General features: G+C 64.1%; 30 protein-coding genes and 1 pseudogene. 20 read left to right on the top strand and 11 right to left on the bottom strand.

Annotated features, from left to right (window positions below):
- Positions 1–130: 130 nt before the first annotated feature.
- Entirely contained in the window at positions 131–397 is a 267-nt protein-coding gene (locus NF20_RS14835) for a hypothetical protein (protein WP_050593720.1), read from the top strand.
- Positions 398–427: 30 nt separating this feature from the next.
- Here NF20_RS14835 and NF20_RS14830 read toward each other — a convergent pair whose 3' ends face one another.
- Both NF20_RS14830 and NF20_RS14825 read right to left on the bottom strand, forming a co-directional pair.
- Positions 428–904 carry a redoxin domain-containing protein gene (locus tag NF20_RS14830; RefSeq protein WP_016343861.1) on the bottom strand — a complete coding sequence of 159 codons (477 nt, stop codon included), beginning with the start codon at positions 902–904 and terminating at the stop codon, positions 428–430.
- Positions 905–1,296: 392 nt separating this feature from the next.
- A complete protein-coding gene (locus NF20_RS14825) occupies positions 1,297–1,956 on the bottom strand; it encodes a TetR/AcrR family transcriptional regulator (protein WP_016343862.1) in 660 nt (219 codons plus the stop codon).
- Positions 1,957–2,050: 94 nt separating this feature from the next.
- Here NF20_RS14825 and NF20_RS14820 point away from each other — a divergent pair, with 94 nt between their 5' ends.
- From NF20_RS14820 to NF20_RS14810, 3 genes are all read left to right on the top strand, one after another.
- A complete protein-coding gene (locus NF20_RS14820) occupies positions 2,051–2,617 on the top strand; it encodes a redoxin domain-containing protein (protein WP_016343863.1) in 567 nt (188 codons plus the stop codon).
- Positions 2,618–2,815: 198 nt separating this feature from the next.
- On the top strand, positions 2,816–3,061 hold the full coding sequence (locus NF20_RS14815) for a hypothetical protein (protein WP_016343864.1): 246 nt from the start codon (positions 2,816–2,818) through the stop codon (positions 3,059–3,061).
- A gap of 65 nt (positions 3,062–3,126) precedes the next feature.
- Positions 3,127–4,101 carry a quinone oxidoreductase family protein gene (locus NF20_RS14810; protein ID WP_016343865.1) on the top strand — a complete coding sequence of 325 codons (975 nt, stop codon included), beginning with the start codon at positions 3,127–3,129 and terminating at the stop codon, positions 4,099–4,101.
- A 38-nt stretch (positions 4,102–4,139) separates the two neighbouring features.
- Here NF20_RS14810 and NF20_RS14805 read toward each other — a convergent pair whose 3' ends face one another.
- The gene (locus NF20_RS14805) at positions 4,140–4,736 is read right to left on the bottom strand and encodes a CGNR zinc finger domain-containing protein (protein ID WP_050593722.1); all 597 of its coding nucleotides are present in this window, start codon (positions 4,734–4,736) and stop codon (positions 4,140–4,142) included.
- 99 nt (positions 4,737–4,835) lie between these two features.
- On the opposite strand from NF20_RS14805, the gene NF20_RS14800 reads away from it, so the two are divergent.
- The 11 genes and pseudogenes from NF20_RS14800 to NF20_RS14755 all read left to right on the top strand — a co-directional run bounded on the left by NF20_RS14800 (position 4,836) and on the right by NF20_RS14755 (position 14,502).
- A complete protein-coding gene (locus NF20_RS14800; protein WP_016343867.1) occupies positions 4,836–5,405 on the top strand; it encodes a TIGR03086 family metal-binding protein in 570 nt (189 codons plus the stop codon).
- A gap of 69 nt (positions 5,406–5,474) precedes the next feature.
- A pseudogene (locus tag NF20_RS14795) lies at positions 5,475–7,006 on the top strand (molybdopterin-dependent oxidoreductase).
- Entirely contained in the window at positions 7,003–8,034 is a 1,032-nt protein-coding gene (locus tag NF20_RS14790; RefSeq protein WP_016343869.1) for an NAD-dependent epimerase/dehydratase family protein, read from the top strand. Before NF20_RS14795 ends, NF20_RS14790 begins: the two are co-directional and overlap by 4 nt.
- Positions 8,035–8,164: 130 nt before the next feature.
- Complete coding sequence (locus NF20_RS14785; RefSeq protein WP_162145477.1) at positions 8,165–8,674, top strand: RNA polymerase sigma factor; 510 nt, start codon at positions 8,165–8,167, stop codon at positions 8,672–8,674.
- Positions 8,671–9,375: a Rieske (2Fe-2S) protein gene (locus tag NF20_RS14780; RefSeq protein WP_033712440.1), complete on the top strand. Its 705-nt coding sequence runs from the start codon at positions 8,671–8,673 to the stop codon at positions 9,373–9,375. Before NF20_RS14785 ends, NF20_RS14780 begins: the two co-directional genes overlap by 4 nt.
- A gap of 240 nt (positions 9,376–9,615) precedes the next feature.
- Positions 9,616–9,930 (top strand): cupredoxin domain-containing protein, encoded by a 315-nt coding sequence (locus NF20_RS14775; RefSeq protein ID WP_029374068.1) that lies wholly within the window; start codon positions 9,616–9,618, stop codon positions 9,928–9,930.
- Positions 9,927–10,868 (top strand): metallophosphoesterase family protein, encoded by a 942-nt coding sequence (locus tag NF20_RS14770; protein WP_016343873.1) that lies wholly within the window; start codon positions 9,927–9,929, stop codon positions 10,866–10,868. The genes NF20_RS14775 and NF20_RS14770 overlap by 4 nt, the downstream gene beginning before the upstream one ends.
- A 32-nt stretch (positions 10,869–10,900) precedes the next feature.
- Positions 10,901–11,260 carry a hypothetical protein gene (locus NF20_RS14765; protein ID WP_048896566.1) on the top strand — a complete coding sequence of 120 codons (360 nt, stop codon included), beginning with the start codon at positions 10,901–10,903 and terminating at the stop codon, positions 11,258–11,260.
- Between the two features lie 215 nt (positions 11,261–11,475).
- Positions 11,476–13,668, top strand: a complete 2,193-nt coding sequence (locus tag NF20_RS14760) for a helicase-related protein (RefSeq protein ID WP_050593723.1) — start codon at positions 11,476–11,478, stop codon at positions 13,666–13,668.
- A gap of 69 nt (positions 13,669–13,737) precedes the next feature.
- Positions 13,738–14,001 (top strand): hypothetical protein, encoded by a 264-nt coding sequence (locus NF20_RS27250; RefSeq protein WP_132935540.1) that lies wholly within the window; start codon positions 13,738–13,740, stop codon positions 13,999–14,001.
- A 108-nt stretch (positions 14,002–14,109) separates the two neighbouring features.
- A complete protein-coding gene (locus NF20_RS14755; RefSeq protein WP_081759532.1) occupies positions 14,110–14,502 on the top strand; it encodes a hypothetical protein in 393 nt (130 codons plus the stop codon).
- A 42-nt stretch (positions 14,503–14,544) separates the two neighbouring features.
- Here the strand turns inward: NF20_RS14755 and NF20_RS14750 are convergent, their stop codons facing one another.
- Complete coding sequence (locus NF20_RS14750; RefSeq protein ID WP_033712443.1) at positions 14,545–15,036, bottom strand: hypothetical protein; 492 nt, start codon at positions 15,034–15,036, stop codon at positions 14,545–14,547.
- Between the two features lie 175 nt (positions 15,037–15,211).
- On the opposite strand from NF20_RS14750, the gene NF20_RS14745 reads away from it, so the two are divergent.
- From NF20_RS14745 to NF20_RS14730, 4 genes are all read left to right on the top strand, one after another.
- The gene (locus tag NF20_RS14745; RefSeq protein ID WP_033712445.1) at positions 15,212–15,538 is read left to right on the top strand and encodes a hypothetical protein; all 327 of its coding nucleotides are present in this window, start codon (positions 15,212–15,214) and stop codon (positions 15,536–15,538) included.
- 419 nt (positions 15,539–15,957) lie between these two features.
- Positions 15,958–16,614 carry a vWA domain-containing protein gene (locus NF20_RS14740; protein ID WP_207550639.1) on the top strand — a complete coding sequence of 219 codons (657 nt, stop codon included), beginning with the start codon at positions 15,958–15,960 and terminating at the stop codon, positions 16,612–16,614.
- 153 nt (positions 16,615–16,767) lie between these two features.
- Positions 16,768–17,628: a protein phosphatase 2C domain-containing protein gene (locus NF20_RS14735; RefSeq protein WP_033712451.1), complete on the top strand. Its 861-nt coding sequence runs from the start codon at positions 16,768–16,770 to the stop codon at positions 17,626–17,628.
- A complete protein-coding gene (locus NF20_RS14730; RefSeq protein ID WP_033712452.1) occupies positions 17,622–19,214 on the top strand; it encodes a hypothetical protein in 1,593 nt (530 codons plus the stop codon). Before NF20_RS14735 ends, NF20_RS14730 begins: the two co-directional genes overlap by 7 nt.
- Positions 19,215–19,291: 77 nt before the next feature.
- On the opposite strand, the gene NF20_RS14725 is transcribed toward NF20_RS14730, so the two are convergent.
- Genes NF20_RS14725 through NF20_RS14710 form a run of 4 tightly spaced genes read right to left on the bottom strand, consistent with a single transcriptional unit; the run spans position 19,292 to position 22,362 of the window.
- Positions 19,292–20,863, bottom strand: a complete 1,572-nt coding sequence (locus tag NF20_RS14725; RefSeq protein ID WP_155947457.1) for a hypothetical protein — start codon at positions 20,861–20,863, stop codon at positions 19,292–19,294.
- A gap of 51 nt (positions 20,864–20,914) precedes the next feature.
- Positions 20,915–21,409, bottom strand: coding sequence for a hypothetical protein (locus tag NF20_RS14720; RefSeq protein ID WP_033712456.1), 495 nt, complete (start codon positions 21,407–21,409; stop codon positions 20,915–20,917).
- A gap of 42 nt (positions 21,410–21,451) precedes the next feature.
- On the bottom strand, positions 21,452–21,823 hold the full coding sequence (locus tag NF20_RS14715; RefSeq protein WP_033712457.1) for a hypothetical protein: 372 nt from the start codon (positions 21,821–21,823) through the stop codon (positions 21,452–21,454).
- A gap of 14 nt (positions 21,824–21,837) precedes the next feature.
- The gene (locus NF20_RS14710) at positions 21,838–22,362 is read right to left on the bottom strand and encodes a C40 family peptidase (protein ID WP_033712459.1); all 525 of its coding nucleotides are present in this window, start codon (positions 22,360–22,362) and stop codon (positions 21,838–21,840) included.
- A gap of 297 nt (positions 22,363–22,659) precedes the next feature.
- On the opposite strand from NF20_RS14710, the gene NF20_RS26400 reads away from it, so the two are divergent.
- Positions 22,660–23,265, top strand: coding sequence for an XF1762 family protein (locus NF20_RS26400; protein ID WP_255343268.1), 606 nt, complete (start codon positions 22,660–22,662; stop codon positions 23,263–23,265).
- A 24-nt stretch (positions 23,266–23,289) separates the two neighbouring features.
- Here the strand turns inward: NF20_RS26400 and NF20_RS14705 are convergent, their stop codons facing one another.
- The 3 genes from NF20_RS14705 to NF20_RS14695 are packed head-to-tail and all read right to left on the bottom strand — an operon-like array spanning position 23,290 to position 24,255.
- Positions 23,290–23,643 (bottom strand): hypothetical protein, encoded by a 354-nt coding sequence (locus NF20_RS14705; protein WP_155947456.1) that lies wholly within the window; start codon positions 23,641–23,643, stop codon positions 23,290–23,292.
- A gap of 53 nt (positions 23,644–23,696) precedes the next feature.
- Complete coding sequence (locus NF20_RS14700; RefSeq protein WP_033712460.1) at positions 23,697–23,972, bottom strand: type II toxin-antitoxin system RelE family toxin; 276 nt, start codon at positions 23,970–23,972, stop codon at positions 23,697–23,699.
- Position 23,973: 1 nt separating this feature from the next.
- On the bottom strand, positions 23,974–24,255 hold the full coding sequence (locus tag NF20_RS14695; RefSeq protein ID WP_033712462.1) for a type II toxin-antitoxin system Phd/YefM family antitoxin: 282 nt from the start codon (positions 24,253–24,255) through the stop codon (positions 23,974–23,976).
- Positions 24,256–24,274 lie beyond the last annotated feature (19 nt).

Raw genomic sequence — 24,274 nt, 5'->3', positions numbered from 1 at the left:
GGAAGACGAATTCGAAAGGCAGGCAGTACTTTTCATGACATACACAGATGCCAGACCGGCGCCGCAGGTAGAACTGCTGGTCATTGCCGGTTGCCCGCATCGGACTCTCACGGAGGCCCTCGTGCGGGTAATGCTCGACCAGCTCGGCCTGGGCCACATTGCCGTGCGCACCTCGGTGATCGACACCCCCGCCGAAGCCCTCCGGCTGGGGTTCAGCGGATCGCCGACCATCCTGATCGACGGCATCGACCCGTGGCTCCCGAGGCGGCCACAACCTGCCATAGCGTGCCGGCTCTACCCGACAACCGACGGGCTGCCCGATCGCCAGGAATTGGCCGCTGCCCTGCACGCTGCCGCTGTGACAACACCGCGTCGTCAATCACCGCAGACCGCGTGAAGGCGGGGGCATATGTCCACGGGAGCGCCGTTAACCGTGGGACTGGATATAGGCCAAAAGTCCGAGCACGTCGTCGGGCATCAGCCGACCGATCGCGCCACTGGAGTAGACAGCGGTGAGCACTGTGCCATCAGGAGCGAGCACGAATCCGGTTGACTCGAGATAGACCGGGTCCGAGTTGGTGTAAGCCCCGACGGCGGCGGACACGGCTGCGGCGTCCGCGCTGTGCCCGATCGGGAAACCCAACCGCCGCTTCTCGATCAGCGCAGCGGTGGTGGCCTCATCATCGACCGATAGCGCGACTACCCGCGCATCGACTTCCTCGAGCGCGCCCTGCGCCCGACTGAACGCGGCGAGCTGGGCGTTGCAATACGGGCACCAGGACCCTCGATAGATCAAGACGATCCCGTAGGAACCAGCGAGATCGCCCGGCAGCGACAGCGTTCCGCCGCCGACGGCCGATAACTTCAGCTCCGGAAACAGCTGTCCATTTTGCAAAGTGGGCACGTTGGGCTCCGATCGTTATTTGTACTGACTAGTACACTATGGAGTATCCAAACTGTACCGTCAAGTACATTACGAATACAGTAATCCTCAACTCACCACGTACCCACATCTCCCTAGGCGACGCGTCGGCGATCCTGCCGACTGGGCGACCACCCCCTTCAAGCGCGTGTCGTCGAGTGCGCGTTGTCGCGCCGATGTCGATCGCCGGCTGTGTAATCGAGTGGCGGGTAATCGATCTCGATGTGGAGCGTCGGAATCGGATTAGCTTCCGATGCTGCGGGTCTCGGCGACCGGCAATTCCATCGGCAGCGCCGGAGTCTGGATGGGCCGCGTCGGCACGGGCACCGCGGTCCGGCGCGTAGGCGACTCACGCAGCCAGTAGGCTGACGAGATTAGTGCGTGGCGTCCGGTTGGGTGCGCGCAGTTGTCCTCGACGGTCTTTGTCGTGGCGCCGGCTGTAGGGTCGCTGCCAGTGCCGTGTCCAGCGCATGCCGCAGGGGTGCGACGTCATTGTGGACGTCTGCCAGGAGCATTCCGCCTTGATAGGCGGCGAGCAGGCCTGCGGCCGAACGGGTGGGGTCGGCCTCGGGACGCAGTCCACCACGGTCGGCAATGCGTCCCAGTGCGTTGGCGATGGCTTGCTCCCAGCGGGCAAACCCGGCCTTGAGCGCTGCGCGTGCCAGGCCGTGGTCAGTGCTATCGAGCTCGTAGATCAGGGAGCCGATCGGGCAGCGGATGGGGTCAATGGAGGACGCGTGCTCCCGGACGGCGTTCGCGCACCATGTGCGCAGATCGTCGGCCGTGCTGACGGTGTCGAACGAGGGCTCGACAGAAGCCAGGACACGTTCGACCTGAAAACCGACGACGTCTGCCACCAGGTCCGCCTTGTCGGCGAAGAAATGGTAGAGCTGGCTGCGGCCGGCGCCAGCGGCGCTGCCGATCTGATCAAGAGTCGTCGCGCGCACCCCTTGACGGGCGAACAGCACGCATGCCGCCTCGAGGATGCGGGTCACCGTCGCACGGCCACGGTCCGTCGACGGTGCGGTGATCATCGAGCAACCGTACCAAGCGATCCGATAAATGTACTGTACAGTACAGAGTGTTGCCGCTTTAGTGCGGTGTGGGCCGCGTCCGAAGGAGAACACCGTGGGTATTGATGTGGGGGACAGGTTCCCTGTCGACATCGCCATCGAAGGCCGCGAAGGGCCTATCTCGATCGCGCAACTGATCGGCACCGGTCCTGCTGTCCTGGCGTTTCACCGGCTGTGGTGTCCGTTCTGTCAGCAAGCCGCCCGCGACCTTGAAAGCGTGAAAGCCGAATTCGACGCCATCGGCGCGCGTGTTGCCATCGTTTACCGCGACGACGTCGAGACGGTATGTGATTCATGCGCACAGCGCGGCATCACCCTCGACTGTCTCAGCGATCCCGAGCGTGAACTCGAACGCGCCGCTGAAGTTGAGCGCTTCTCCGTCGGTCGATACGCAGCGTTCGCCCCGAAACGGCTTGTTCGGGTGTTGCGTTCCGGAAGTCGTATCAGTCGGCCCTCGTTGGAAATTCTGCAGGGGCGAGGCACTTTCGTCATCGACAGCGATGCGCGCATTGTGTACGTCCACCGCAGTACCACAGCGGCGGACATCGCTCCTGTCGACCAGATCCTGACCGCCGCGCGGCAGGCGGCACAACATGCGGGTCGCCGCGGGAAATCAGACTGAAGGCACGGTGCGAACCCCGTCCGCGAAGGTAGTCATAGTTCCGTCACAATTTGACGAATGATTGTGCACTACCGTGCTTTTGGAGGCATCAACGCGAAAATCGGCGACACGGTGCAGTGACCGGTTCGCGTGCCGTCGACGTCGACGTCGACGGCCGATGTTAGACGTTCATTGGTTCACAACGGACAAGGAGTTGCGATGAAGACGGTACTTGCTGGTTTGGGAATGGCGGCGTTCACGGTGCTCATGCTCGCACAGGCGCCTGCGGCTTCCGCGGCCGCCGCCGATGGCGTCATCAATGATCTGCGCGCCGAGGGATATCTCGTGCAACTCAACCAGACGCCGACGGCCTCGTTGACGGCATGTTCGGTTAACGGTGTGCGCAAACTCGACGGCGGCACGCCCACCGCGCTGGTCGACGTCGTCTGCCCGGACGGCTGCTGAACGGTCACCGTCAACCTGAAAATCGCTCGCTTGATCTCGGCGGCAGAAGCAGACGGAGGCATCCTATGAAGGCTATCGAATTGACCGCTTTGGACGGTTTCGACAGCCTGCGATTATCGGAGGTTGACAAGCCCAGCCCGGCACCCGGCGAAGTATTGATCAAGGTCCGCGCGGCGGGGATCAACTACGCCGAACTGGAACAGACCACCGGGCGCTACCCGTTGCAGCGACCGCTGCCGGCAGTGCTGGGGTTCGAGGCCGCCGGCGAAGTCGTGGAACTCGGCTCGGGCGTCGAGGATTTGACCATCGGTGACACGATCGCCGCCCCGGTGCTCAGCGGTGGATACGCTGAATTCGCCACAGCAAGAGCAGATTCGGCGCTTCGAATTCCCGAAGGAATCGACTTCGCCCAGGCCACCAGCATTGTTGTGCAAGGGCTGTCGGCGTGGGCACTGCTCAAACTTGCCGCCAAACCAACACCCTCTGACACTGTGCTGATCCAGGCCGCCGCGGGCGGTGTCGGGCTGTATCTGGTCCAGCTCGCCAAGGCTTTGGGGGTGGGACAAGTCATCGCGTTGGCCAGTACGGCAGAAAAACGTGACCTCGTCACCGAACTCGGTGCCGACGTGGCCATCGACTACACCCAGCAAGGCTGGGGCAAGAAGGTCCTGGAGCGCACCGACGGTCGGGGCGTTGACGTCGTAATGGAGATGGCTTCCGGCGAGACCGGCAAGGCGAGCTTTGCCCTGCTCGCCCCATTTGGTCGCGTCGTAATGTTCGGCGCCAAGAATGCGCACGACTCATTGCAGCCTGAACAGGTTCGCCAGCTCATTCACAACAATCAGACTGTGGTTGGTTTCAATTTCCCGTCGCTCAGGCCGGACGATCTGCGCCCGCTCGTGCCCGAATTGCTCAACCTGATCAGCCAAGGACGGGTGAGGATCATCGCCGACACGTCGTACCCGCTGGCGGAGGCCAAGGAAGCGTTCCATGCCATCGCTTCGCGCCAGACCATCGGGAAAGTGGTCCTGGTGCCCTGACGGCTGCCGATCGCATGCGGGACACGACAGCCGGCAGGCTAGCTGTGGTGATGACGTCGATAATGGCGCGCCGCCCGCATGCGGTTGGCGCAGATGTTCTGGGTGCAAAACTTCCGTCGCGCGTCTGCAGCGACGAAAAGCATACTGCACGTGGGGTTTTGGCAACACCGCAGGCGTGTCTGCGAGGGGCTGGAGAGTAGGTCGATCAGGCTGTCCGCAGCGGCGGCGAGCGCCAGTTGGTGCCGCTGGTCGCCGATGGGGTGATACGTCGTTGTCGTTGCCCATCCGGTCTTCGTGTGCACGAGTTGGCGGGTGCACGTCACGCTGGCGGCAATCCCGTTCACCAGGTCCAGGGCCGCGATGTCCGGTGATGTGCCGGCCAGGTGTCCATCGAGGATCGTGCGGACGGCGTGGCGTAGTTCGACAGTGGGCGCGAGTGGGGGCGCTGGTGCGCCGTCCGGCACGCGATCGTGCTGCAGGTCCCACCAGAGTCGGCATCTGGTTTCGTCGGAAAGCAGGTCCGTCGCAGGGCTCGTGGAGGTGATGATCGTGTCGGCCAAGTCGACCGCGAGCGGCTCGTCTGCCAGCGGAAAACCGAGAGTTTGAGCGCTGTCGAGTCTTGACCAGCCGCCCATCGCTATAACGGTAGCACGGTATTGACACCGTTACGTCCGATGGGGTAGAAACTAACGGCAACTGATTTTAGTAACCGTTAGTAACTGAGAGGAAGTGCGATGGAATCGTTAGAACTGTTGCGACGGGCCGACGGCCGTTTGGCGGGGTTGGTAGCGACGCTGGCAGTGTCGGATCTGGACCGTCCCAGCCCGTGCAGCGGATGGTCGGTGCGGTCGATGCTGAGCCACACGATCGCCTCGATTGATGCATTCGCCGCGGCCGTTGACGGTTTGGGCGGCCCGACCGAGGCGGAGCTCTTCAGCGGATCGGACATTCTCGGTTCGGACTGGGTCGCCGTTGTCGAGCGGTCGATCAAACGTTCTCAGCAGGCGTGGGCGACGGTGACCGATTGGGACATGCCCGTCGCCACCGTGCTCGGGTCGATGCCGGCCGCTCAAGCCATCGGCATCATCACGTATTCGACACTAATTCATAGCTGGGATCTCGCGGTGGCCATCGACCAACCGGTCGAATTCGACGTCTCCGAGGCGGCTCTGGCCGAGGCCGTCGGATCTCAGCTGGTTCCGGCGCTACAACCTCAAGGCATGTTCGGCCCGGAGGTTGAAGTGGGGACCGATGCCAGCCCCACTGAGCGCGTGGTGGCCTTTTCGGGTCGTAACCCGCTCTGAGGTGCCGGCATGATTACGTGTCAGCACTTCGTAAGATCTGACGCGGGATTTCGGCGGTAGTGTGACATCGTGTCACTGAACAACGGTTTGCTGCGGCCGCTGACCGGGATAGCCTGTGCCGCAACAGGACTCGGTATCAGTGAAATCCTGGCCGTACTATTCGGGCCGGCGGCTGACCCTGTGACTGCGGTGGGTGCCGAAATTATCGAATTGACACCCGGGTCGGTCAAAGAATGGGCGATCCAGACATTCGGTACGGCGGACAAACTGTTTCTAGTGGTGGCGGTCATTCTGACTGTCGCTGCTATCGCGGCGTTCGCGGGAATATCTGAAGCTCGACGCCGACCGGTCGGAAGCGCCGTGATCACGGCCGGTGGTGTACTCGGGGCGCAGCGATATTACTGCGCCCCGAGGCCACACCGGTCGACTTCATTCCCACCGCGATCGGGGTCGCCGTCGCGGTCATCGCGCTACGGATGTTGACCACCCGGCAGACGACCCGGGGCTCCACGTCAACAGTCGACAACACCGACACGAGTCGCCGGATGTGGCTGACCGCGCTCGGGCTTCTGGGGCTCGGCGCCGCCGGCGCGAGTTCGGGAATCCTGCTATCGCGGCGGGCACACTCGGTGGCCGGCGAAAGAGCCGTCACCGCCACGCCGAGCGCCGCGGTACGGGCTCCGCTGGTGCCGACCGAGGTGCAGCCGCCCGGCGTAGCACTACCGACATTCATCACCCCCACCACTGATTTCTATCGGATCGACACCGCCCTGGTGGTACCACAGCTCAGTCGTGCTGATTGGCGACTGCGCGTCCATGGCATGGTGAATCGCGAAATCATCTACATGTTCGACGATTTGCGCGCATTCCCACTTGTGGAGAAGGCGGTCACGCTTACCTGCGTGTCCAACCCGGTGGGCGGGGATCTCATCTCAACGGCCATGTGGACCGGCTACCGCGTGCGTGATCTGCTGGCGGCAGCCGGAATTCACCCCGATGCGGACATGGTGCTATCGACCTCCATCGACGGGTTCACCGCGGGCACGCCGGTTGAGGCACTCACCGATGGTCGAGACTCACTTCTGGCGGTCGGGATGAACGGCGAACCCTTGCCGATCAACCATGGTTACCCCGCACGGCTCGTGGTTCCGGGGCTGTACGGCTACGTCTCGGCCACCAAGTGGGTCGTCGAACTGGAATTGACCCGCTTCGACAAGGCTCAGGCGTTCTGGACTGGACTCGGCTGGTCGGCACATGGCCCGATCAAAACCCAGTCACGCATTGATATTCCGCGAAACGGCCAGCGGATCCGTTCGGGCCCCACCACTTTCGGTGGGGTCGCGTGGGCGCAGGGCAGAGGAATCCGGGCGGTCGAGGTCCGTATCGACGACGGCGACTGGCGCCCAGCACGTCTCGGGGCCAGCTATTCGAACGATACCTGGCGGCTATGGAGCTACCAGTGGGACGCAGCCTCCGAAGGCACCCACACCATCACCGCGCGCGCCACCGATAACACCGGCGCGGTTCAAACATCAGAGGAAGCTCCGCCGTCGCCCGACGGCGCCACTGGCCTACCTACCATAACGTTCGAGGTGTCATGAGAGTGTTGCTCACCGGCGCAGCCGGATTCATCGGTTCTCGTGTTTGGACGGCGCTAGCCGCCGCCGGCCACGATGTCGTGGCGATCGACTCGATGCTCTACGCTGCGCACGGCTCGGGTGCGCACCCGCCCGACGGATGCCGGATCAACGATGTGCGTGATCCCGACGCGCTGTCGGTTCTGCTCAAAGGCATTGATGTCGTGTGTCACCAGGCCGCCGTTGTCGGGGCTGGCATCAACGCGGCGGACGCGCCGGCGTACGGCAGCAACAATGACTACGGCACCGCGGTACTGCTCGCGCAGATGTACGACGCGGGCTGCCGGCGGCTGGTCCTGGCGTCATCGATGGTGGTCTACGGGCAGGGCCGCTACGAATGTCGCCGGCATGGGCCGGTCGACCCGTTGCCGCGCCGCCGCGCCGACCTGGATGCCGGAGTATTCGAGCACCGGTGCCCGATCGGCGGCGAAGAGCTCCAATGGTGCACGGTTGGGGAAGACTCGCCGTTACGACCGCGCAGTCTGTACGCAGCGAGCAAGACCGCGCAGGAACACTACGCGCTGGCTTGGGCCGACGCGGTCTGCGGCTCCGTCATCGCGCTGCGCTACCACAACGTGTACGGCCCACACATGCCGCGTGACACGCCCTACTCCGGCGTGGCGGCGATCTTCCGGTCGGCGCTGGAAAACGGCACCATCCCAAACATTTACGAGGACGGCGGACAGATGCGCGACTTCGTCCACGTCGACGATGTCGCAGCGGCCAACGTCGCCGCGGTGGAGTCCGACATCGGTGGTTTCGGTGCGTTCAATGTTTGCTCCGGGCACCCGATCGACATCGGCGATGTGGCCGGACTGCTGTGCGCGGCGCGCGGCGCGCAGCCACCCGTAGTCACCGGGCAGCACCGCAATGGCGACGTGCGGCACATCGTCGCCGATCCGGCACGTGCGGCCCGAGAACTCGGATTCACCGCATCGGTCCACCCGCGGGAGGGGTTGCGTGACTTCGCGTTTGCGCCCTTGCGAGCTTGATCTGACGTCGACAGCCTCGTGTAACCCTGGTGGCTATTTACAAATTGAAGTGGCGTTGGGGTGTGCCGGGCCGCACCGATGAGACGGGGTTAATGTGTCAGCGCAGCGTGATCCTGCACGCCGACCGTCATTGCGTGTCGTCTCGTCGGATTCCCGGTATCAGGACTGGGAGTCCGTCTACCAGGACAACGCGACGTGGGTGTACCGCACGATCTACGCGCGGGTCGGCAATCAGGCCGATGCCGAGGACCTCACTGCCGAGGTGTTTCTCGCCGCGCTGCGACCGCTGCGGTTGACGGCCAGTGCCGCCGAGGTGCGGTCCTACCTGCGGAGCACGGCACGCACCGTGCTCGCCGCGCATTGGCGCGAGACGATGGGGCGGGAGATCACCTGCATCGACCTCGATATCGAGGCGCCGCCGGAGGCGGAAGAGTCCATCAGCACCGCGCCGGACCGTGTCGCCGCGGTGTTGGACGCTCTGCCGGACAACTATCGACGCATACTGGAGCTGCGATTTCTCCAGACCAGGTCCATCAAGGAGTCCGCAGCGGAGCTCGGTGTCAGCGTTGCCAACGCAAAGGTGCTGCAACACCGGGCATTACGGCTGGCGGCACAGATCAACGAGAAGGGCGAGCCATGAACGCGCGCGGGTTGCGTCGATACCTCGACGATCTGCTGCGCGGGCGTAAGCCGACGGGGTTCAAGCCCGACGACTTCGATGCGGCGCAGATGCGTACCGCGATCGACCTGCAGGCCGCCCGGCCCGGCGCCGACGAGCCACGACCGGATTTCCTCGCCGACCTGCAGAGCCGACTCGCCGCGCAGTTCGACGGCGACGACGCGCCGCCGCCCACCTGGCTGCGCGCCAACCGTCGTCAGGTGATCGTCGGGACGTCGGCGGCCGCCAGTGCCGCAGTCGCCGCAGTGGCGGTCGACCGGGCGTTGATGAGCGGCCGCGGTGAGCCGGCGAAGCAGGACACCGCGAGCCAGGAGCTGGTTCCGGCCGCCGGCAGCTGGCAGAAGGTCGCCGACAGCTCCGACGTGGCAGAGGGCGCGGTGCATCCGTTCGACCTCGGCTCGGTCGTGGGGTTCGTGCGCAGGGTCGACGGGAACGTGCAGGGCATCTCGGGTGTCTGCACGCACCAGGGCTGCCGACTCTGGTTCGACGGACCGGACGACCGGCTACGGTGCCCGTGCCATTCCACGTCGTTCGCCACGGACGGTCACGTCCTGACCCATCAATTGCCGATCGCGCCAAAACCCTTGCCGAAGTTCGATGTTCGCGAAGTGGCCGGCGTCATCGAGGTGTTCGCACCCATGCCTCCGAGCCAGCCGGCCTGAGACGTGTAACCCGCCGCCGTATCTGTTGGTGAGGGTGCGCAGGCGCACCCGCACCCGACGACTACGGAGGTTCCCGTCGTGTCACGACGAACCCTGGTGGCGCTCTGCGGCGCCGCCCTGCTCCTGGCCGCATGCACCTCGACAGCGCCGCAGCAAAAAGCAGCACCCACACCAGTTTTCAGCTCCGACGTCAGTGGGACGCCCGGCATGAGCGGACCCGGCGCCGGCTCCGGACCCACCATGGGGTCGATGGGGTCGATGACCATGTCCCCGCCCGAACAGGGCCACCAAGCCCCGATGCCGGCGGGCCCGAACGCGGTCAACATCGACAACTTCGCGTTCGCGCCCGACACCCTGACGGTGCCGGCGGGAACGACGGTCACCTGGACCAACCACGACGAAGATCCACACAACGTCGTCGCCGAAGGTGGCCAGTTCCGTTCTCCCACAATGGGTTCCGGCGCCACTTTCAGCTACGCCTTCACCACGCCCGGCACCTTCACCTACGTCTGCGGGATTCACCCCTTCATGCACGGAACGGTGGTGGTCCGATGACCGACGACTCGTCGCAGCGCGACCCGCAGCAGATGAACCGTCGCCAATTGCTCCGGCACACGGCGTGGTTCGGTGCCGCTGTCGGGTTGTCGGTGGTCGGTGGGGAAGTGCTGTCGCACGTTGCGGGCAGCGGCTCATCCGCGCCGGCGGCGCAGCCCACGTTGCGCTTCGCGCAGGTCAGCGACAGCCACATCGGCTTCACGGGTGCCGCCAACACCGATGTGGCGGGCTCGTTCACCCATGCGATCGACACCGTCAACAACCTGGGCTACACGCCGGATTTCGTGATCCACACGGGCGATCTGACGCATCTGGCCACCCCGGAGCAGTTCGATCAGGTCCGGCAGATGATGACCGGGCTGCGGACCCCGCACGTGTTCACCGTTCCGGGCGAACATGATTCGGCCGACGACGCCGGGGCCAAGTACCGCAAGACCTTCGGGGCGGGGACCCGCGGCGACGGTTGGTACAGCTTCGACATCGCCGGGGTGCATGTGATCGCGCTGGTGAATACGCTGAACCTGAAGAAGCTCGGGCACCTCGGCGTCGATCAGCTCGAGTTCGTGGAGAAGGACGTCGCCTCGCTGTCGAGTGATACGCCGATCGTGGTGTTCAGCCACATTCCGCTGTTCGCGATGTATCCGGATTGGGGCTGGGGGACCGACGATGCCACGCAGGCCTTGAGCTACCTGAAGCGGTTCGCATCGGTGACCTGCCTCAACGGCCATGTGCACCAGGTGTTTTCGAAGACGGAAGGCAATGTCACCTTCCACAGCGGGACCACCACCGCCTATCCGCTGCCGCATCCCGGCGACGGTCCGGCGCCGAAGCCGCTGACACTGCCGGCCGGCAAGCTGCACGACGCGCTCGGTATCCGTGAGGTGAGTTATCAGACCGGCCAGCACACGCTCGCGCTCAAAGAACGGACTCTGCTGTGACTCTCGTCTATCGTCTGGTGATCGCGGCGGCCATGGTTGTCAGCGGCGGTGTGCACGCGTACCTCTACCTGCACGGTTACGGTCACATCCCGACAGTCGGCACCGGGTTCCTGGTGCAGGCTTCGGTGTTCTGCGCTGTCGGCGTCCTGCTGGCGGTGGGTGCTCCGAGGTGGTTCGGATGGGCGTCGGGCCTGTTGTCGGCAGGCGCGCTGGCGGCGTTCGGGCTGTCGCGAACAGTGGGATTGTTCGGATTCGTGGAGACGGGCTGGGAACCAGCGCCTTACGCACTCATCAGCGTTATCGTCGAAGCTGTGGCGGTGCTGGCGGTCGCCGCCTGGCTGGCGCAGATGTCGCGGCAGCGATCAAACCCAGGCGCCGGAAAGAATCCGTAGCCGCCCGACGGCGCTCCGGGACTGGGCCTCGTCTGCTACCTCTAGTCACATGACGGTGTCTTGATTCGGGTGGGCCAGCGCGGTACGCCACCTCGTGGCGCGGGCTATTGGGTTCATACCAACGGTCAACGTTGCACACATATGTGTGCAACGTAAAAGCGCATGCCAACTCCATTGCAGCCGGGAAGCCAGTTGGAAAAATCGACGAAGCCCACATGTTCAAAAACAAGCAGCGGGTCTGCAACATCGAGGAACTGTCGTGCCCGGCGTCCTCACAGCGAGCCGAGGATCTCACCCTCAAACTGCGGATCCTGCGGCAACGGCGCCGGGATGAAGCCTTAGCGGCCGGCATCCCCGAGGACAAGGTGATCGAACGTGTCGCCACTTTCGCCACCGGCACCCCGATCGCCAACTCGCTGGGGGAGTTGTGGGTCATGCAAAGCTACCTGCGGCCCGATTTGCTGCGTGATGCCGGAGTCGAAGACCTCGGCGACTGGGGTGCAGCGTTCACCACCACCGTCAGCACCGTCGAGGTCAACGCCACCGGCACCAAACTCAGGCCCGTCACCCGGGTCGGAAAATTCACCAACCTCATCGAACTGCTGGCACTGTCCTCGGCCTACACCGACGTCGTCACCCGCGACCAGGTACCCGTGGCCCTGCCGCCGCTGATGACCGGACAACGCCAAATCGTCAGCCTGCAGCCCGACATCCAGGTCAGCGACTTCATCAGCGACCTCGGATTCCGCGCCGAACACCTCGACGCGCGCAATCCGCGCCGCGACAACGTGCTCAAGATCGCCAACGACGGCCGCAACGTCTCACTCGATCCTCGCCTGGCCCACTTGCCCAAACCCGCTCACAGCCGCGCAGAAGCCGTCGCCGAGCGCATCATGGCAGTCCACACCCCGCTGGCCGACCGGGTCTACTACGACAAGGACACCGGCGCGCCCCTACCGCGCACCGGACCGCTGCAAATCGTGTTCTGCGACCGCGGCACCCCCAACGCCGACCGCAACCAATTCACCATCTACCAGGCGATCAAAGACGAACTGATCGCCCGCGGAATGCCCGCCGAGACCATTCGCTTCATTCACGAAGCCCGCAAACCCTCCGAACTGCGGGCACTGTTTGCCGACTGCAACCGCGGCGAGGTGTCCGTTCTTATCGGAAGCACCGAGAAGATGGGCACCGGAACCAACGTCCAAGCCCGCGCGGCCGCACTCCACCACGTCGACGTTCCCTGGCGGCCCGCCGACCTCGAGCAACGCGAGGGCCGCATCATTCGACAAGGCAACCAAAACCTCGACGGCATCTCGATCTTCAACTACGTCACCGAATCCACCTACGACACCGTCATGTGGCAGAAAGTCCAAGCCAAAGCCCTCTTCATCGAACAGATGCGCCGCAACGAAGTCGTCGACCTGGAAATCGAAGACCTCAGTGGGGGAGACATCGGATCCGCTGCCGCCGAAACCAAAGCGATCGCCACCGGCGACCCCCGCTACCTACGCCAAGTCGAACTCGACGAGGACGTGCGCCGCCTCACCGCGCTGGAACGCTCACACAACCAGGCCGTGCGCCAGCGCGACTGGCAGGTCACCCAACTCGAACGCTCCATCCCTAACCAGCGCAACAACATTGAACGCCTCGACCCCGTGGTGAAAGCGGCCGAAGAACTCACCGCCCGCGACACCCCGCCCTCGCTGAACATCGACGGCAAAAGCTACACCGACCGAGGAAACCAGGCCGCCGCCGTCGCGGCAGCATGCCGACACGCCTACACCCGATTCAAAGAAGGCGCGTCCGTGTTCGAACCGGTCGGCATCACCGTCAACGGCGTCGAAGTACTGGGCGCCCGCTCGCTCATGCACGACATGCTGATCCTGCGACTCAACGTGCCCTCCCGGGCCACAGAAGTGAAATCCGACGAACTGTTGGCCACCGCCACGCCGGGAGAGTCCGGTGCAGCCAAAGCCCGCGGCCTGGTTAAACGCCTCGAAAACCTCTACACGGGCCTGCCCGCACACCAAACCAGCTTGCGCGCTGACATGCAGCGCGACCAAACCCAACTCGACGACCTCCTAGAACATCCGCCCGCACCATTCGAGGAGGCCGGGGCCCTCGATGCCGCCAAAGCCGAGCTCGCTGCACTCACCCTCGAACTACGCCTGGCCGCCGACAGCCCCGAGGCCAAAGAGAAGGCCCGCGCCGCCGAGCAGCGCATGATCATGCGGGGAAGGCGCCCGGGCTGGAGTCTGCTGCTCAACCCCACCCCAGCAGTACTCGAGGAATCGGGCTGCCCGACCGCGGACGTCCTACGCCGCCGCATCGCCGCACAGGAACGCATAGCCCTGCAGAACTACCACCGAGGCCCCGACGACCCCAGCCTCGGCCACGACCTCTAAATCCCGCAACGACGCGGCCAGGCCCAACCAGATGACCTGAGACGCACCACAACTCGCAAGGAAGCCATCATGTCCCAACCCGTATCGCAGCTACCCACCTGCCGCGTGACCGGATGCGACGAGCCTGCAGAAGCACTGATCTGCCACGTCCACCTCCCGATGCTCCCCCCGCCACTGCGACAGGCCATCGGCGACAATCCCACACTCGACGCCTGCCCTGCAGCCATCCTCACCGCAGCCCTTGAGCACATCGCCCACAAGCAATCCAGGGCAGCGACGCGATCACCACAAGCCCGCGGCAAGCCCATGCAGCTCGCCCTGTTCGACGTCTGACCACCGCACAGCGCACTTTCGTCTCCCGACGACCCTCCACACTTTGTGTTGCCTATAGTCAACATTGAATGTAGACTATAGGCAACATTGATCGCGAAGGAGACCGCCATGACCACCATCACTTATGTCGCCACCGTTGCCCTATTCGCTGGGCAAGGGCGCGCCTCGGCAGGCGACAGCGTGGCGCCGACTGCCCGCGTCCGCTTCGTCAATGGCCACTACACCTACATCGGGGTCTACAACATTCCCCACGACCGGCTACGAGCGGTGACCGGCTACAGCACCGACTTCTGGGAACAGGTCGATATCCTTGCTCGCCGCGTCCACCGCTACATCCAGAAGCTCGTCGACGACGGAAAAATCCAGCGCGTCACCACCTTTGAAGAGTTGCCGCCCGAGGTGGCCGACGAGATCAATAACGACCCCGAACTCGTCGACTTCGGCCCCACTGGCCGGCTATACGTCCAACTGCGCGTCACCGACCTGCTGCGCTTCGGGTGACCGCAAATGCCGCTGCTGACAATCAGTGCGGAGGCAGTGCGTTCAGGCGGTTCCCTGAGTGGAATATCCCGCCGCCGCCGCGCGCAGCTTGCCGGCCATCTCGCCGGAGAACCGCTGGGCCTCATGGGTGAGCTTCTGAAGCTCTCGCGCCTTGGCCTGCACGAAGTCGACTGTCTCGATCTTCTCGGCCCTCGTCTGCGTCTCGCTGAGGTCGCGAGCTTTCAGCGCCAGCAGATCCGTGCGGATCGCAGCCAGTTGCCGCTGCGTCTGAATTGCCCGTTCGTGCACCGCGGCCAACAACGCGCCCACCGCCTGGTCGCCTTCACTCAACCGAGCCTGCTGCGCCGCAGCTGACTCATGCGCGGCCTGCCACGACTTGCTCGCTGCACCGTGGAAGTCCGGGGCAACATCGACTGCTGCTCGCACAAGACCGTGAGAGCCGTTGAAGCCCGGCCGAACGGCATCGGTGGACGGCCCCACCAGCTCATCCACCACCGCCACCAACTCGGCGATCTGGGCATCAACAAACCCCACACCACCAGCATAAGCCGCCGTCTAACGACCGCCACCTCAGTTGGCCACGGTAACGACAGACCCGAGCTTCACGAATGTCACCGCCATCGCCGGCATCCAGGCGATACCTGGCCTCCGTCCCGGCCCTAACGGTCACCCCCTCCGGCCAGCCCGGTTCGAACGTATTATCGAATCCATGGGTGAGCTGCAGGCAATCGGCTACGCCGGCCAACCCACCTCGGCGGTGTTTCGCCCCGTGCGACCTGCGCAGGCGGTGCTCGTCGACCTCGTCACGCTGTTCACGCGCGAGCCGCACAAGCGTGGTCGTTACCACCCGTTCGGATTGCAGATGAACACCACAGTGACAGGGGAGCTCACCTGCTGGGGCCTATGCGAGCAAGGCCACTGGTGGGGATTGGTCACTTACCCGATCACCTTCGGCCCTCACAAGCGCCGCGTCACCCACTGGATACCTGCATGGGTACTGCGCCCCGCCGACCGTACCGAGCTTCCCACGCCGTAACGGCTGCTGCCGAGCTGGTGCCCGGCCACCGTTGAGGCTGGACGGCGATCAATCCACCGCGCCTCGGCGATCGGCTGGCGCCAAACATGGCCGCCCACACCCTCAACGTTTTACGCTCATACCGGCACGGGCATCCCTGCACCCCTCAGCAGATGCCCGTGCCGACCACCCCCCGACCAAGCCTGCCTGCGGGCCGCACTGCTCATTTGCCGCAGTTGTGCGCCACGGTAAAACCCCGAGGTGAACCACCTCGCCAAGGACGGGCCTCGAATTCCCTGCCAGCAGTGAATACCGCGGCTGGTTGTTCGTCTGGCTTTCAGCATCCATGTGCCGATCGTCCTGAGCCCGTGAGCGTTACGCTTCACAGCTAACATACGGGGAGTAACACCAAGAGGGGGGAGCGGCCCGACATGGAGCCGATGGGTAAGGTTTTGCCGATTTACTTCGTCGCCGACGAATCCGGCTCGATGCAGCCATACGTCGACGAGCTCAACCAAGGGTTGGTGTCGTTGCACGATGCGCTGCAACGGGAGTCGTTCGCCGCAGCGATGGTGCGGTTCTCGGTGATCGGGTTCGCCGAAACCGCCGAGACTTACCTGGAGCCCGAAGACCTGCGCAACCTGTCGACCATGGTCCCGCTGCGGGCACGGGGTCTGACCTCCTACTGCGCCGCGTTCGACCAACTGACCTACCGAGTCTCAGTCGACGTGCCAGCCCTCAAGGAACAGGGCTACATCGTGCACCGGCCCGCGGTGTTCTTCCTCACCGACGGTCTGCCCAGCCACAACGAGGACTGGCAATCGGCCCGGGCCGGGCTGCTCGCCCAACCCGCGGCGCCCAACATTGTCGCCTTCGGTATCGGCGACGCCGACGCCGCGGTAGTACGCGAAGTGGCCACCAAGCCGCACTTCGCGTACGTGGCCGCACGTGGAATCGACACCGGCACAGCCCTATCGGAGTTCATCACCTCCTTGACGCAATCGGTCATCAGTTCTGGACAGGCCTTCGCCTCCGGGTCCGCCGAGCTGCAGGTGGAAAAGCCCGAAGGCTTCACCCTCGCCGTCGACGTCGTCTAACCCCGCCGGCCAGGTATAGCGACCATGCAATGGCACGGATGGATACCGCGACGCACACCCAGCGAACCGCCCGAGCAACACGACGGGCCCTGGACGACCGCCCCCGCCGGCGCGATCGCCGTACCTCCCGTCATCATCGGAGCCCCGTCTCCGGTGGTCGAACCCGCGGTGATCGCCGAGGAGTTCCGGTCGTTTCCGTTTCGGCCCGACACCGTACTCGACGGCTGGTCCACTGACTGGCTGACCGTGCGGGGTGCGTCGACGCGCGGTGCGTTGCACCGGCATAACGGCACTCCGCGACAGGACGACTTCGCCATGCATCGGCTCGGCGACGGACGCGTGATTATCGTCGTCGCCGACGGTGTCTCTCAAGCTCCGCAATCACACATTGGGGCGACCACCGCGGCGCGTTACGCCGCGCAGTGGCTGCAAACGCAGATGCCGCCCGACACAGGTGAAACAGACTGGTCCGCGCTGGTCAAAAGCACAGCCTGGGCACTGAGCGAACAGATTCAAGCCCTGCTGGCACTGCCCGAACCCGACGCCGCGCGGGCCGAACAGAACCTCGCCACCACACTGGTCTGTGCGGTCGTAGAGCCGGCAGGCCTCGGGTCGGTGCGCGTGCATCTGCTGGGTGTTGGCGATTCAGCGGCGTGGGTGCTGCCGGCAGGGGAGGGGCAGTTCGTACCGGTTCTGGGCGGCAAAGATTCCTCCTCAGCGGTGACGTCGTCCACTGTTGCCGGACTGCCACGGGTGCCCAGCGACCTCAATCCCACGGTGCTGCAAATCCAGTGCGGCGATGTGCTGCTCGTCGGCACCGACGGCATCGGCGACCCGCTCGGCAGTGGCCAAGGCGCAGTTGGTGACTTGCTCCGGACCGTGCTGACCAGTCCGATCCCGCCCTCACTGCTGGAATTTGGCCGCGTCGTTGACTTCAGTCGCGAGACCTTCACTGACGACCGCACACTCGTGGCCGCCTGGCCGCTCTCGCCGGAGGATCGACGAGCATGGTGAACCGGATCGACCGCGACAAGCTTGGCGAGCTGACCAGAATCAACCGCGGCGGTCAGGGCATCGTCTACGACGCGCCTTCTGTGGCAACGAATTTCACCGGAGCAATGGTGTACAAGGAATACACCAACCAGTCGCTGCAAACGATCGACGTCGACGTCCTCGATGCGATGCCAGCCTTCCTCGAATCGCTGTCCGCAACCGAGGGGGAGCGGCTGATCTCTATCGCCGCCTGGCCCTGCGCGACCGTCCAAGCGCACGGCGCGCTGACCGGGTTCGTAATGCCGAAGCTCTCATCGGATTTCTTCATCAGCCTCAACACCGCCAAAGGACCGGGCCCGGCGCTGGCCGAAATGCAACACCTACTCAACCCGCCGGAATTCCTCGACAAACTCGGCATCACGATCACCGACGAACAACGCTGCAGCCTGCTCCGCGAAACCGCTTCGGCGCTGGTATTTCTGCACGCCAACGGGATCTGCGTCGGTGACCTGTCGCCGAAGAACCTGCTGTTTCGGCTCGACCCACCCGCTGTGCATTTCATCGACTGCGACGCCATGCGAGTCAACGGCCGCTCGGCGCTGCCCCAAGCCGACACCCCTGCCTGGTGGACCCCCGACGGGGAAGAGAAAGCCACACCCCAGTCCGACACCTACAAACTCGGGTTGTTGGCGCTGCGGTTGTTCGCCGGTGAACAACACCTCAAAGACCCCGCATCGCTTCCCGACACCACACCGCGGCTGCTGCGCCAACTCATCACCGAGACCCTGACCCGCCCGGCATCCAAACGGCCGGCCCCGCTGGCATGGACGCACATCCTGGGCCGGGTCGTCGAAGATCTGCAGCACCACCACGACACCACCCCACACACCATCGCCGTCGCGCAGAGCGCACCGAAACCCACGGCCACTGCCGCGCTTACACCCCCACCGGTCATCTCGGGCAACAGCGGGGGAGCACCATCTTTGGCCACCGTGCCGAACAAGCCCGCGACGAGCGGTGTGCCGATTAGCGCTGTCGTCGCCGTCGCCGCGATCGCTCTGCTGATTGCCCTCGGAATAAAGGCTGTCGCAAGCCGTCAGGGCAGCGAAGACACCAGCTCGGCTGCGCGGACGGTGACCGCGTCGACGGTCTACGTCACGCCGACTCCCACCACGGTGCCGACAACCACGACCCCCTGGTACACACCGACCACCACAACGACGACGTCGCCCACTCCCACCAGCGATGAGCAGCCCTATTGGGACGGCCCGTGGATTCGGAACTACTGGGAAGACCCCGTCGACTGCGACAACGGACTGAACTACTGGGTTGTTCAACCCGGCGCCGACAGCAGCATGCATGCCCTCAAACTGGGCTGCCTACCTACGAACTGGAAGAATGCCATCACCAAGCGGTGCCAGTCCTACAAGTTTGGCCCTGGAAAATGTGCCGTCTGGGACCATGACGGCATCCTCAGCGTCTACAAGAAACACGGAGACCTCCTGGTCATCGCAATATCCCAACACTGCCTCGACCGCGCCGGCCTCGACGACTTCCACGAAGGACCACTCAACACCGACTGCGTTCTCACCCCACCAGGCATGTAGCGTGCACGCTGTCGTCGTTCTTTCCTCTCGCAGTGGGCCTCGTACGCATCGCAGCAGGTTGTTCAGGGCAGCTTTCGTCAGGTTGGGAGTGTGATCGCCAGGACCGGGTCATTCGGTCTGATCGCAAGGCGAGGCGGAGTCACCGCAACCAATTTCGCCAAAGCACTGTCCCGGTCGTACGCGATCACGCGCTGTCCCAAGTTGATACCAGCGTCGAAGACTAGGTTCGCGATTTGCTCGGTGAGCCTCTGATGACCAGCATCACCGCCCTGCGGCCCGCACGACGGATACCCCGTCCCGTCGACGGGCCACGGCCACGGCGTTCCGGTCGAATCGCGAAAGAAGCCCTGCCTTGGGCCGTCGAAGGCGACCTCACGCAGCTGCCCAGTGGCCGGGACCGACTGAGCCACTGACGCGTAGACGGTGTCTCCGGTCTTGACGACCCAGCAGTGCGGGTTAAACGGATCCCGGTGCATCGTGCACTCGCTCGCGGCGAGAGCGTTGATCATCCGGACGATCCAGAAACCGAGCTCGTCCTCGTCGACGGCGTCCTCAAGGCGAGCAATCCACTCCACCGCCAACGGGTTATCCGTGGTTCGCGCTATCGACGTGCTGCCCCGTATCGGATTGCGATCGTCCAGGGCCTTCAGCAGTAGCTCTCTAGAGGCTTTTGCGACCGCTTCGTCGTTGCACGGCTGATGGAGCAACATCGCTGCCTCACTGAAAGTGAGGGCACTGTCGGGCGGGGGCGCTGGTTCTGGCGTTGCCACGGCCGCCTGGGCTAGCCCCTGGCGCGCAACGAACCCATCGTGGCCACCATTGCGGGCCAACTGTGCGTCATGCCGCAACTTGTGATCGAGGTATGTCACTGCTCGACCGATCACCGACGTGACGTACTTCGGGGTCTTCGGGGTTTGCAGACCGTAGAGCCGGTCGGGCTCGGTGTGTCCTGGCCATGCTCTTAGCTGTTGCACCGGCGTGCCCGGTTCCCAGGCGGCGATCGCGTTGAAGTCGCGCAAGTACTTCGACCACCAAGGCAGGTCGACCCGAAGGAGTCCAACGATGTCGAACCATGCGTAGTCGTTGAGTACCAACGGATCTGCTGCGCCGGGCCTCGGCGGCTCGACGACCACAACCCTGGGCTGGTGTTGGCCATCGGGCGCCCGTTGTCCAAGTTCGTCGGGGAAACACACGGCGGTTGCCCAAGGTAACTCGTCGAGGAGCGCCGACGCGTGGACGGGAAGGTCGCTGTCGTTGGCAGCCGCACCGCTGTAGGCGACCGCGATCGGCCCACGACCGTCGGTCGGCTGCCAGGCGTGAACCGCGAACGATCCGCGGATCTCGCCGAAGAGGAATCGCGCCGGGCCCAGAGCAGAGGTGAACGGGTACAGCCGTTCCACCTTGTCGATCAGCTCTGGTCGATGCACCAAAATGAAGTCATAGACCTGGCCGAGTGACCAGAGCTCGCAACCGAGGATCTCGTCGTGAAAAGGCGTTGACAGGCCCGGCGCTGCCGTGCCGATGTCGAGCAGCGGGTCCACTCCAAGGATCTCGGCCACAGCCTCGGCACGCAGTCGCGGCACCGACCAGCGGTGACCGGATACACCGTCCCAGTCCCCATTTGAGCCACTATCGCCGGCATTCGACACGATTGACCTTCTTTCAGGGTGGGCGATGGGAGCGTTCTGCGTCTCGGCTAGCTATTCCGGGATGCGCTCGATGGCAGGTCCATTTCGCAAGGCTTCGCCCTGCGAGGTCCACTGCCGGCAGCCATTCCTCAGTTCGCGCAGGCCCACGGCGGCCCAGAACATCATCGACAGAATCGACACCACCCATGATCCCCACCCATCGGCGGTGGTCAGGGTAGAGATAGATGCGATGGCGAGGAGAAGGCCGACCAGCCCGCCGAAAATCTTTCCTGGTGCCGTTTCCGTGAGTAACGCGCAGACCCGGCGGGCTCCCTCCGACCCTCGCTCGAATATGTACCGGGCGACCAAGCCCGCAATGACGAGTCCGCACAATGCGAACGCAGCGACGACCGCATCCACCGTGTTAACCGACGAGGCGGAGGCCTGCAACCAAACGATCAGCTTGATTGTCGCCAAGGCAAATGCAACGACGATCGCGCACCCGGCGGCCACGGCCAATGCCCTAATCAGCCGCTCGCCCCGCGGTTCGTCATCGGAAATCTTCATAACCTGATTCTCCCTGGTCGGTCCGACATCTCGTTTCGTCGTTCAGCGGTCCACCGAATCGGCCACCGGCTCCATCCATAGGTGGGACAACCGCACGGCGACACCCGGATCGTCGTCGTACTCGACGACATGAACCATCTCGACAATCACGCCCAGCAGATCAAGAACGTCACCAAGCCCGATTGCAGAGATCCCTTCGACATCGGCCTTCCGGCCATGGATGTCACCGGAGAGTGCCACCGGGCCTTCGACGGTGACGACCGTTCCTGTTCGCCCGCGCGCAAAGGCGGGGATCGAATACCCGAGGTCGTCGTGGTCGCGCACCCTGAACCGCGTGCCGCCCGGGTAGATGGTGGCACCCGGCCAGATCGCAGTTGCAAGTTCAACGAACTTTCCAAAGTCCGGTTCATACACCGGATTTAAGTTGGTCACGTCGCTCTACCGCCCATCTTGGCAGTGTCGGAATAAGGGGGGCGGGCGATGATTAGTTCGGGCTTGTCCCGTCCAACCGGCGGCTTGGCTGTGATCAGGTCAATGTCGACTGATTGTTCGTAGAAGACAGTGCCCGAGACGGGGGCAACCATGCGTGTGTCGAACTGGGCCCCTGGCGTCGCTAGGTACTCAGGGATCAGTGCGATCACAGTCATCATGCCGGTGTAGAGAGCCTGCCCGTCGACTCGCTGAAACCGTCCAGGGGAGGTCCAGAACAATATGTCACCGGGCTGCGCGATTTCCCCGGCGGAAAGTCTCGTGCAGTGGTCCAGCTGGGCGTCGAGCGTCCTGCCGATATCAGTTCCTGACGCGGCATAGACGACGTGCCGCATGAATCCAGCACGATCGAAACCACCTTGGGTAGGCCCTTCCAGATCCCCGCCCGCAAAGACGTACGGCAGCCCAAGGTAGTTGTACGCAAGCTCCACTGCCTCTTCAGCAGGACTGGAATGCGTAGTCATCGAGCCTTCATCGTTTGCTCGCTTGCGCCGTATGACAATTCGCACCTCCGCTGTCGGATCGCTGCTTGCTGGTTTTGACCGTAGCGCGGCTGCAGCTCCTCTACCCACCACCATGCGCGCCAAATTGTCTTTACAGCCCCCGTCCCACTCCGACGCCTGAGTCCAGCAGAGTGTCCCAAGGTTGCCTCCTGACGGATCTCCTACTGTCGGCGCGGCGGGCGCGAGATGTCATCGGGCCGTGCGAGACTCAGTTTCGTGAGGGAGGGGAAACGGGCGCCACAGGTACCACTGAAGGTTGTGCCGGTCTCCCTCAATGAAGCGTGCGCATTTGTCACCGAGCATCATCGCCACCACCGCCGACTCAAGATCCACAAGTTTTCGGTTGGCGTCGCTCGGGAAGACCGCGACCAGCTGGTCGGCGTGGCCATCATTGCTCGACCGGCAGCGACCGGGCTCGACGACGGGCGCACCCTTGAAGTCGCCCGCACCTGCACAGACGGCACGCCAAACGCCAATTCGATGCTCTACGGCGCAGCGTGGAGAGCCGCCAAGGCGATGGGCTACCGCCGCCTGGTCACCTACACCCAGGACGGCGAATCCGGAGCCAGCCTGCGCGCTGCCGGGTGGTCAGTGGTTGCTATTCGACAGCCTCGCGGTGGTTGGGACATGCCCGGTCGACCACGCGCCGATCATCACCAAACACATGTCGCCCGCACCTTATGGAGCATCGGCACACGTAACGAAACTCAACCGGCCGGTGGCGGGTTGCGTAACGAAACGCGCTGTGCGGCTCCGGGTTGCGATGCTCTCATTGAGCAGCCGACCACGGGACGGAAACGGCTGCACTGCTCGCCGGCCTGCCGTGTGCGCGCGCATCGCGCACGGCGCTCGTCGGTGGCATAGGGCACCCGACGACTTCGCTGGCTATCATGCCGCCTCGACGCGATCAGCGTCGACGACGAAGGCCTTACCCGTTGCTCTGTTAGTGACGCGCAGGCCACCGTTGGCCACCACCACGATGTCCCAGTCCAGAGCGTTGTAGACGCCTTCTTCCAGCTTGATGACCGGCAGATGGCCGAGGTTGCCCCAGATCCACGTCAAGCTGCCGTCCGGGTCGGCGCGTACACCGGTCGCCCGGTATCCATCCTCGGTGGGGGCACAAGTGAAATCTGCTTCGCAGCCTATGAATTCGGGGGTGACCATCGCTCTGAAGATTGTTGCAGTCGAGATGTACACCTGCCCATGCGAGTCCGGGCTGAGCAACTTGGATGTCACGTTCATGTTCGGGGATTCCTCCATTCCGGGGATATTTGTCACATGACGATTTGTGGTGTCTACGGTCGATAAATGTTCGCGCGGTGGTCGATTCGATGGACCCAGATTGTGTTGTTCTCATCGGCGATGCGATAGAGCAGCCGGTAGGGGCCACGCCGAGCGCTGTACTGGCCGGCCAGTCCGCGGCCCAGAGGCTTCCCAACGCGACGAGGTTCGCGCGCCAGGTCGCCGAAGGCGAATTCGATGACGGCACCGAGGATGCGTGGTGGCAGCTTGTCGAGGTCGCGTCGCGCCGTTGCGGTGAACCGTGTCGTGTAGTTGTCGGCGTCGGCCACGTCAGGGGGTCCGCCGCGGGACTTGGTATGCGGCTCGAATCTCGTCCTCGCCGAACGTCCGGCCTGCGGCGATGTCGGCTTCGGATTCACTAACCGAAGCGACGGTGCCTGGCTGCGAGAGCCAGTGCAAAGTCTCTTGAAGCGACTCCCATTCGTCGACGCCGATGAGCACCGCCGCGGGTGCTCCGTTCTTCGTGATGGTGATCTGGTCGTGCGTTTGAGACACCGCGTCGACGTACTCGTTGATCTTGTCTTTCAGGCGTGAGATCGGCATGATTCTCATGAGCCAACTATAGGCCCGT

Source organism: Mycobacterium sp. MAC_080597_8934 (assembly GCF_000523975.1).
GTDB lineage: Bacteria > Actinomycetota > Actinomycetes > Mycobacteriales > Mycobacteriaceae > Mycobacterium > Mycobacterium avium.
The sequence above is the reverse complement of the archived record's forward strand: the minus strand, read 5'-3'. Positions and strand labels throughout refer to the sequence as shown.

Excerpts from the sequence above, each read along its gene's own strand:
- NF20_RS14835 (WP_050593720.1), top strand. The coding sequence starts at position 131 with ATGCTCGACCAGCTCGGCCTGGGCCACATTGCCGTGCGCACCTCGGTG.
- NF20_RS14825 (WP_016343862.1), bottom strand. The coding sequence starts at position 1,956 with ATGATCACCGCACCGTCGACGGACCGTGGCCGTGCGACGGTGACCCGC.
- NF20_RS14815 (WP_016343864.1), top strand. The coding sequence starts at position 2,816 with ATGAAGACGGTACTTGCTGGTTTGGGAATGGCGGCGTTCACGGTGCTC.
- NF20_RS14810 (WP_016343865.1), top strand. The coding sequence starts at position 3,127 with ATGAAGGCTATCGAATTGACCGCTTTGGACGGTTTCGACAGCCTGCGA.
- NF20_RS14805 (WP_050593722.1), bottom strand. The coding sequence starts at position 4,736 with ATGGGCGGCTGGTCAAGACTCGACAGCGCTCAAACTCTCGGTTTTCCG.
- NF20_RS14800 (WP_016343867.1), top strand. The coding sequence starts at position 4,836 with ATGGAATCGTTAGAACTGTTGCGACGGGCCGACGGCCGTTTGGCGGGG.
- NF20_RS14790 (WP_016343869.1), top strand. The coding sequence starts at position 7,003 with ATGAGAGTGTTGCTCACCGGCGCAGCCGGATTCATCGGTTCTCGTGTT.
- NF20_RS14780 (WP_033712440.1), top strand. The coding sequence starts at position 8,671 with ATGAACGCGCGCGGGTTGCGTCGATACCTCGACGATCTGCTGCGCGGG.
- NF20_RS14775 (WP_029374068.1), top strand. The coding sequence starts at position 9,616 with ATGGGGTCGATGGGGTCGATGACCATGTCCCCGCCCGAACAGGGCCAC.
- NF20_RS14770 (WP_016343873.1), top strand. The coding sequence starts at position 9,927 with ATGACCGACGACTCGTCGCAGCGCGACCCGCAGCAGATGAACCGTCGC.
- NF20_RS14765 (WP_048896566.1), top strand. The coding sequence starts at position 10,901 with ATGGTTGTCAGCGGCGGTGTGCACGCGTACCTCTACCTGCACGGTTAC.
- NF20_RS14760 (WP_050593723.1), top strand. The coding sequence starts at position 11,476 with ATGTTCAAAAACAAGCAGCGGGTCTGCAACATCGAGGAACTGTCGTGC.
- NF20_RS27250 (WP_132935540.1), top strand. The coding sequence starts at position 13,738 with ATGTCCCAACCCGTATCGCAGCTACCCACCTGCCGCGTGACCGGATGC.
- NF20_RS14755 (WP_081759532.1), top strand. The coding sequence starts at position 14,110 with ATGACCACCATCACTTATGTCGCCACCGTTGCCCTATTCGCTGGGCAA.
- NF20_RS14745 (WP_033712445.1), top strand. The coding sequence starts at position 15,212 with ATGGGTGAGCTGCAGGCAATCGGCTACGCCGGCCAACCCACCTCGGCG.
- NF20_RS14740 (WP_207550639.1), top strand. The coding sequence starts at position 15,958 with ATGGGTAAGGTTTTGCCGATTTACTTCGTCGCCGACGAATCCGGCTCG.
- NF20_RS14730 (WP_033712452.1), top strand. The coding sequence starts at position 17,622 with ATGGTGAACCGGATCGACCGCGACAAGCTTGGCGAGCTGACCAGAATC.
- NF20_RS14720 (WP_033712456.1), bottom strand. The coding sequence starts at position 21,409 with ATGAAGATTTCCGATGACGAACCGCGGGGCGAGCGGCTGATTAGGGCA.
- NF20_RS14710 (WP_033712459.1), bottom strand. The coding sequence starts at position 22,362 with ATGACTACGCATTCCAGTCCTGCTGAAGAGGCAGTGGAGCTTGCGTAC.
- NF20_RS14705 (WP_155947456.1), bottom strand. The coding sequence starts at position 23,643 with ATGAACGTGACATCCAAGTTGCTCAGCCCGGACTCGCATGGGCAGGTG.
- NF20_RS14695 (WP_033712462.1), bottom strand. The coding sequence starts at position 24,255 with ATGAGAATCATGCCGATCTCACGCCTGAAAGACAAGATCAACGAGTAC.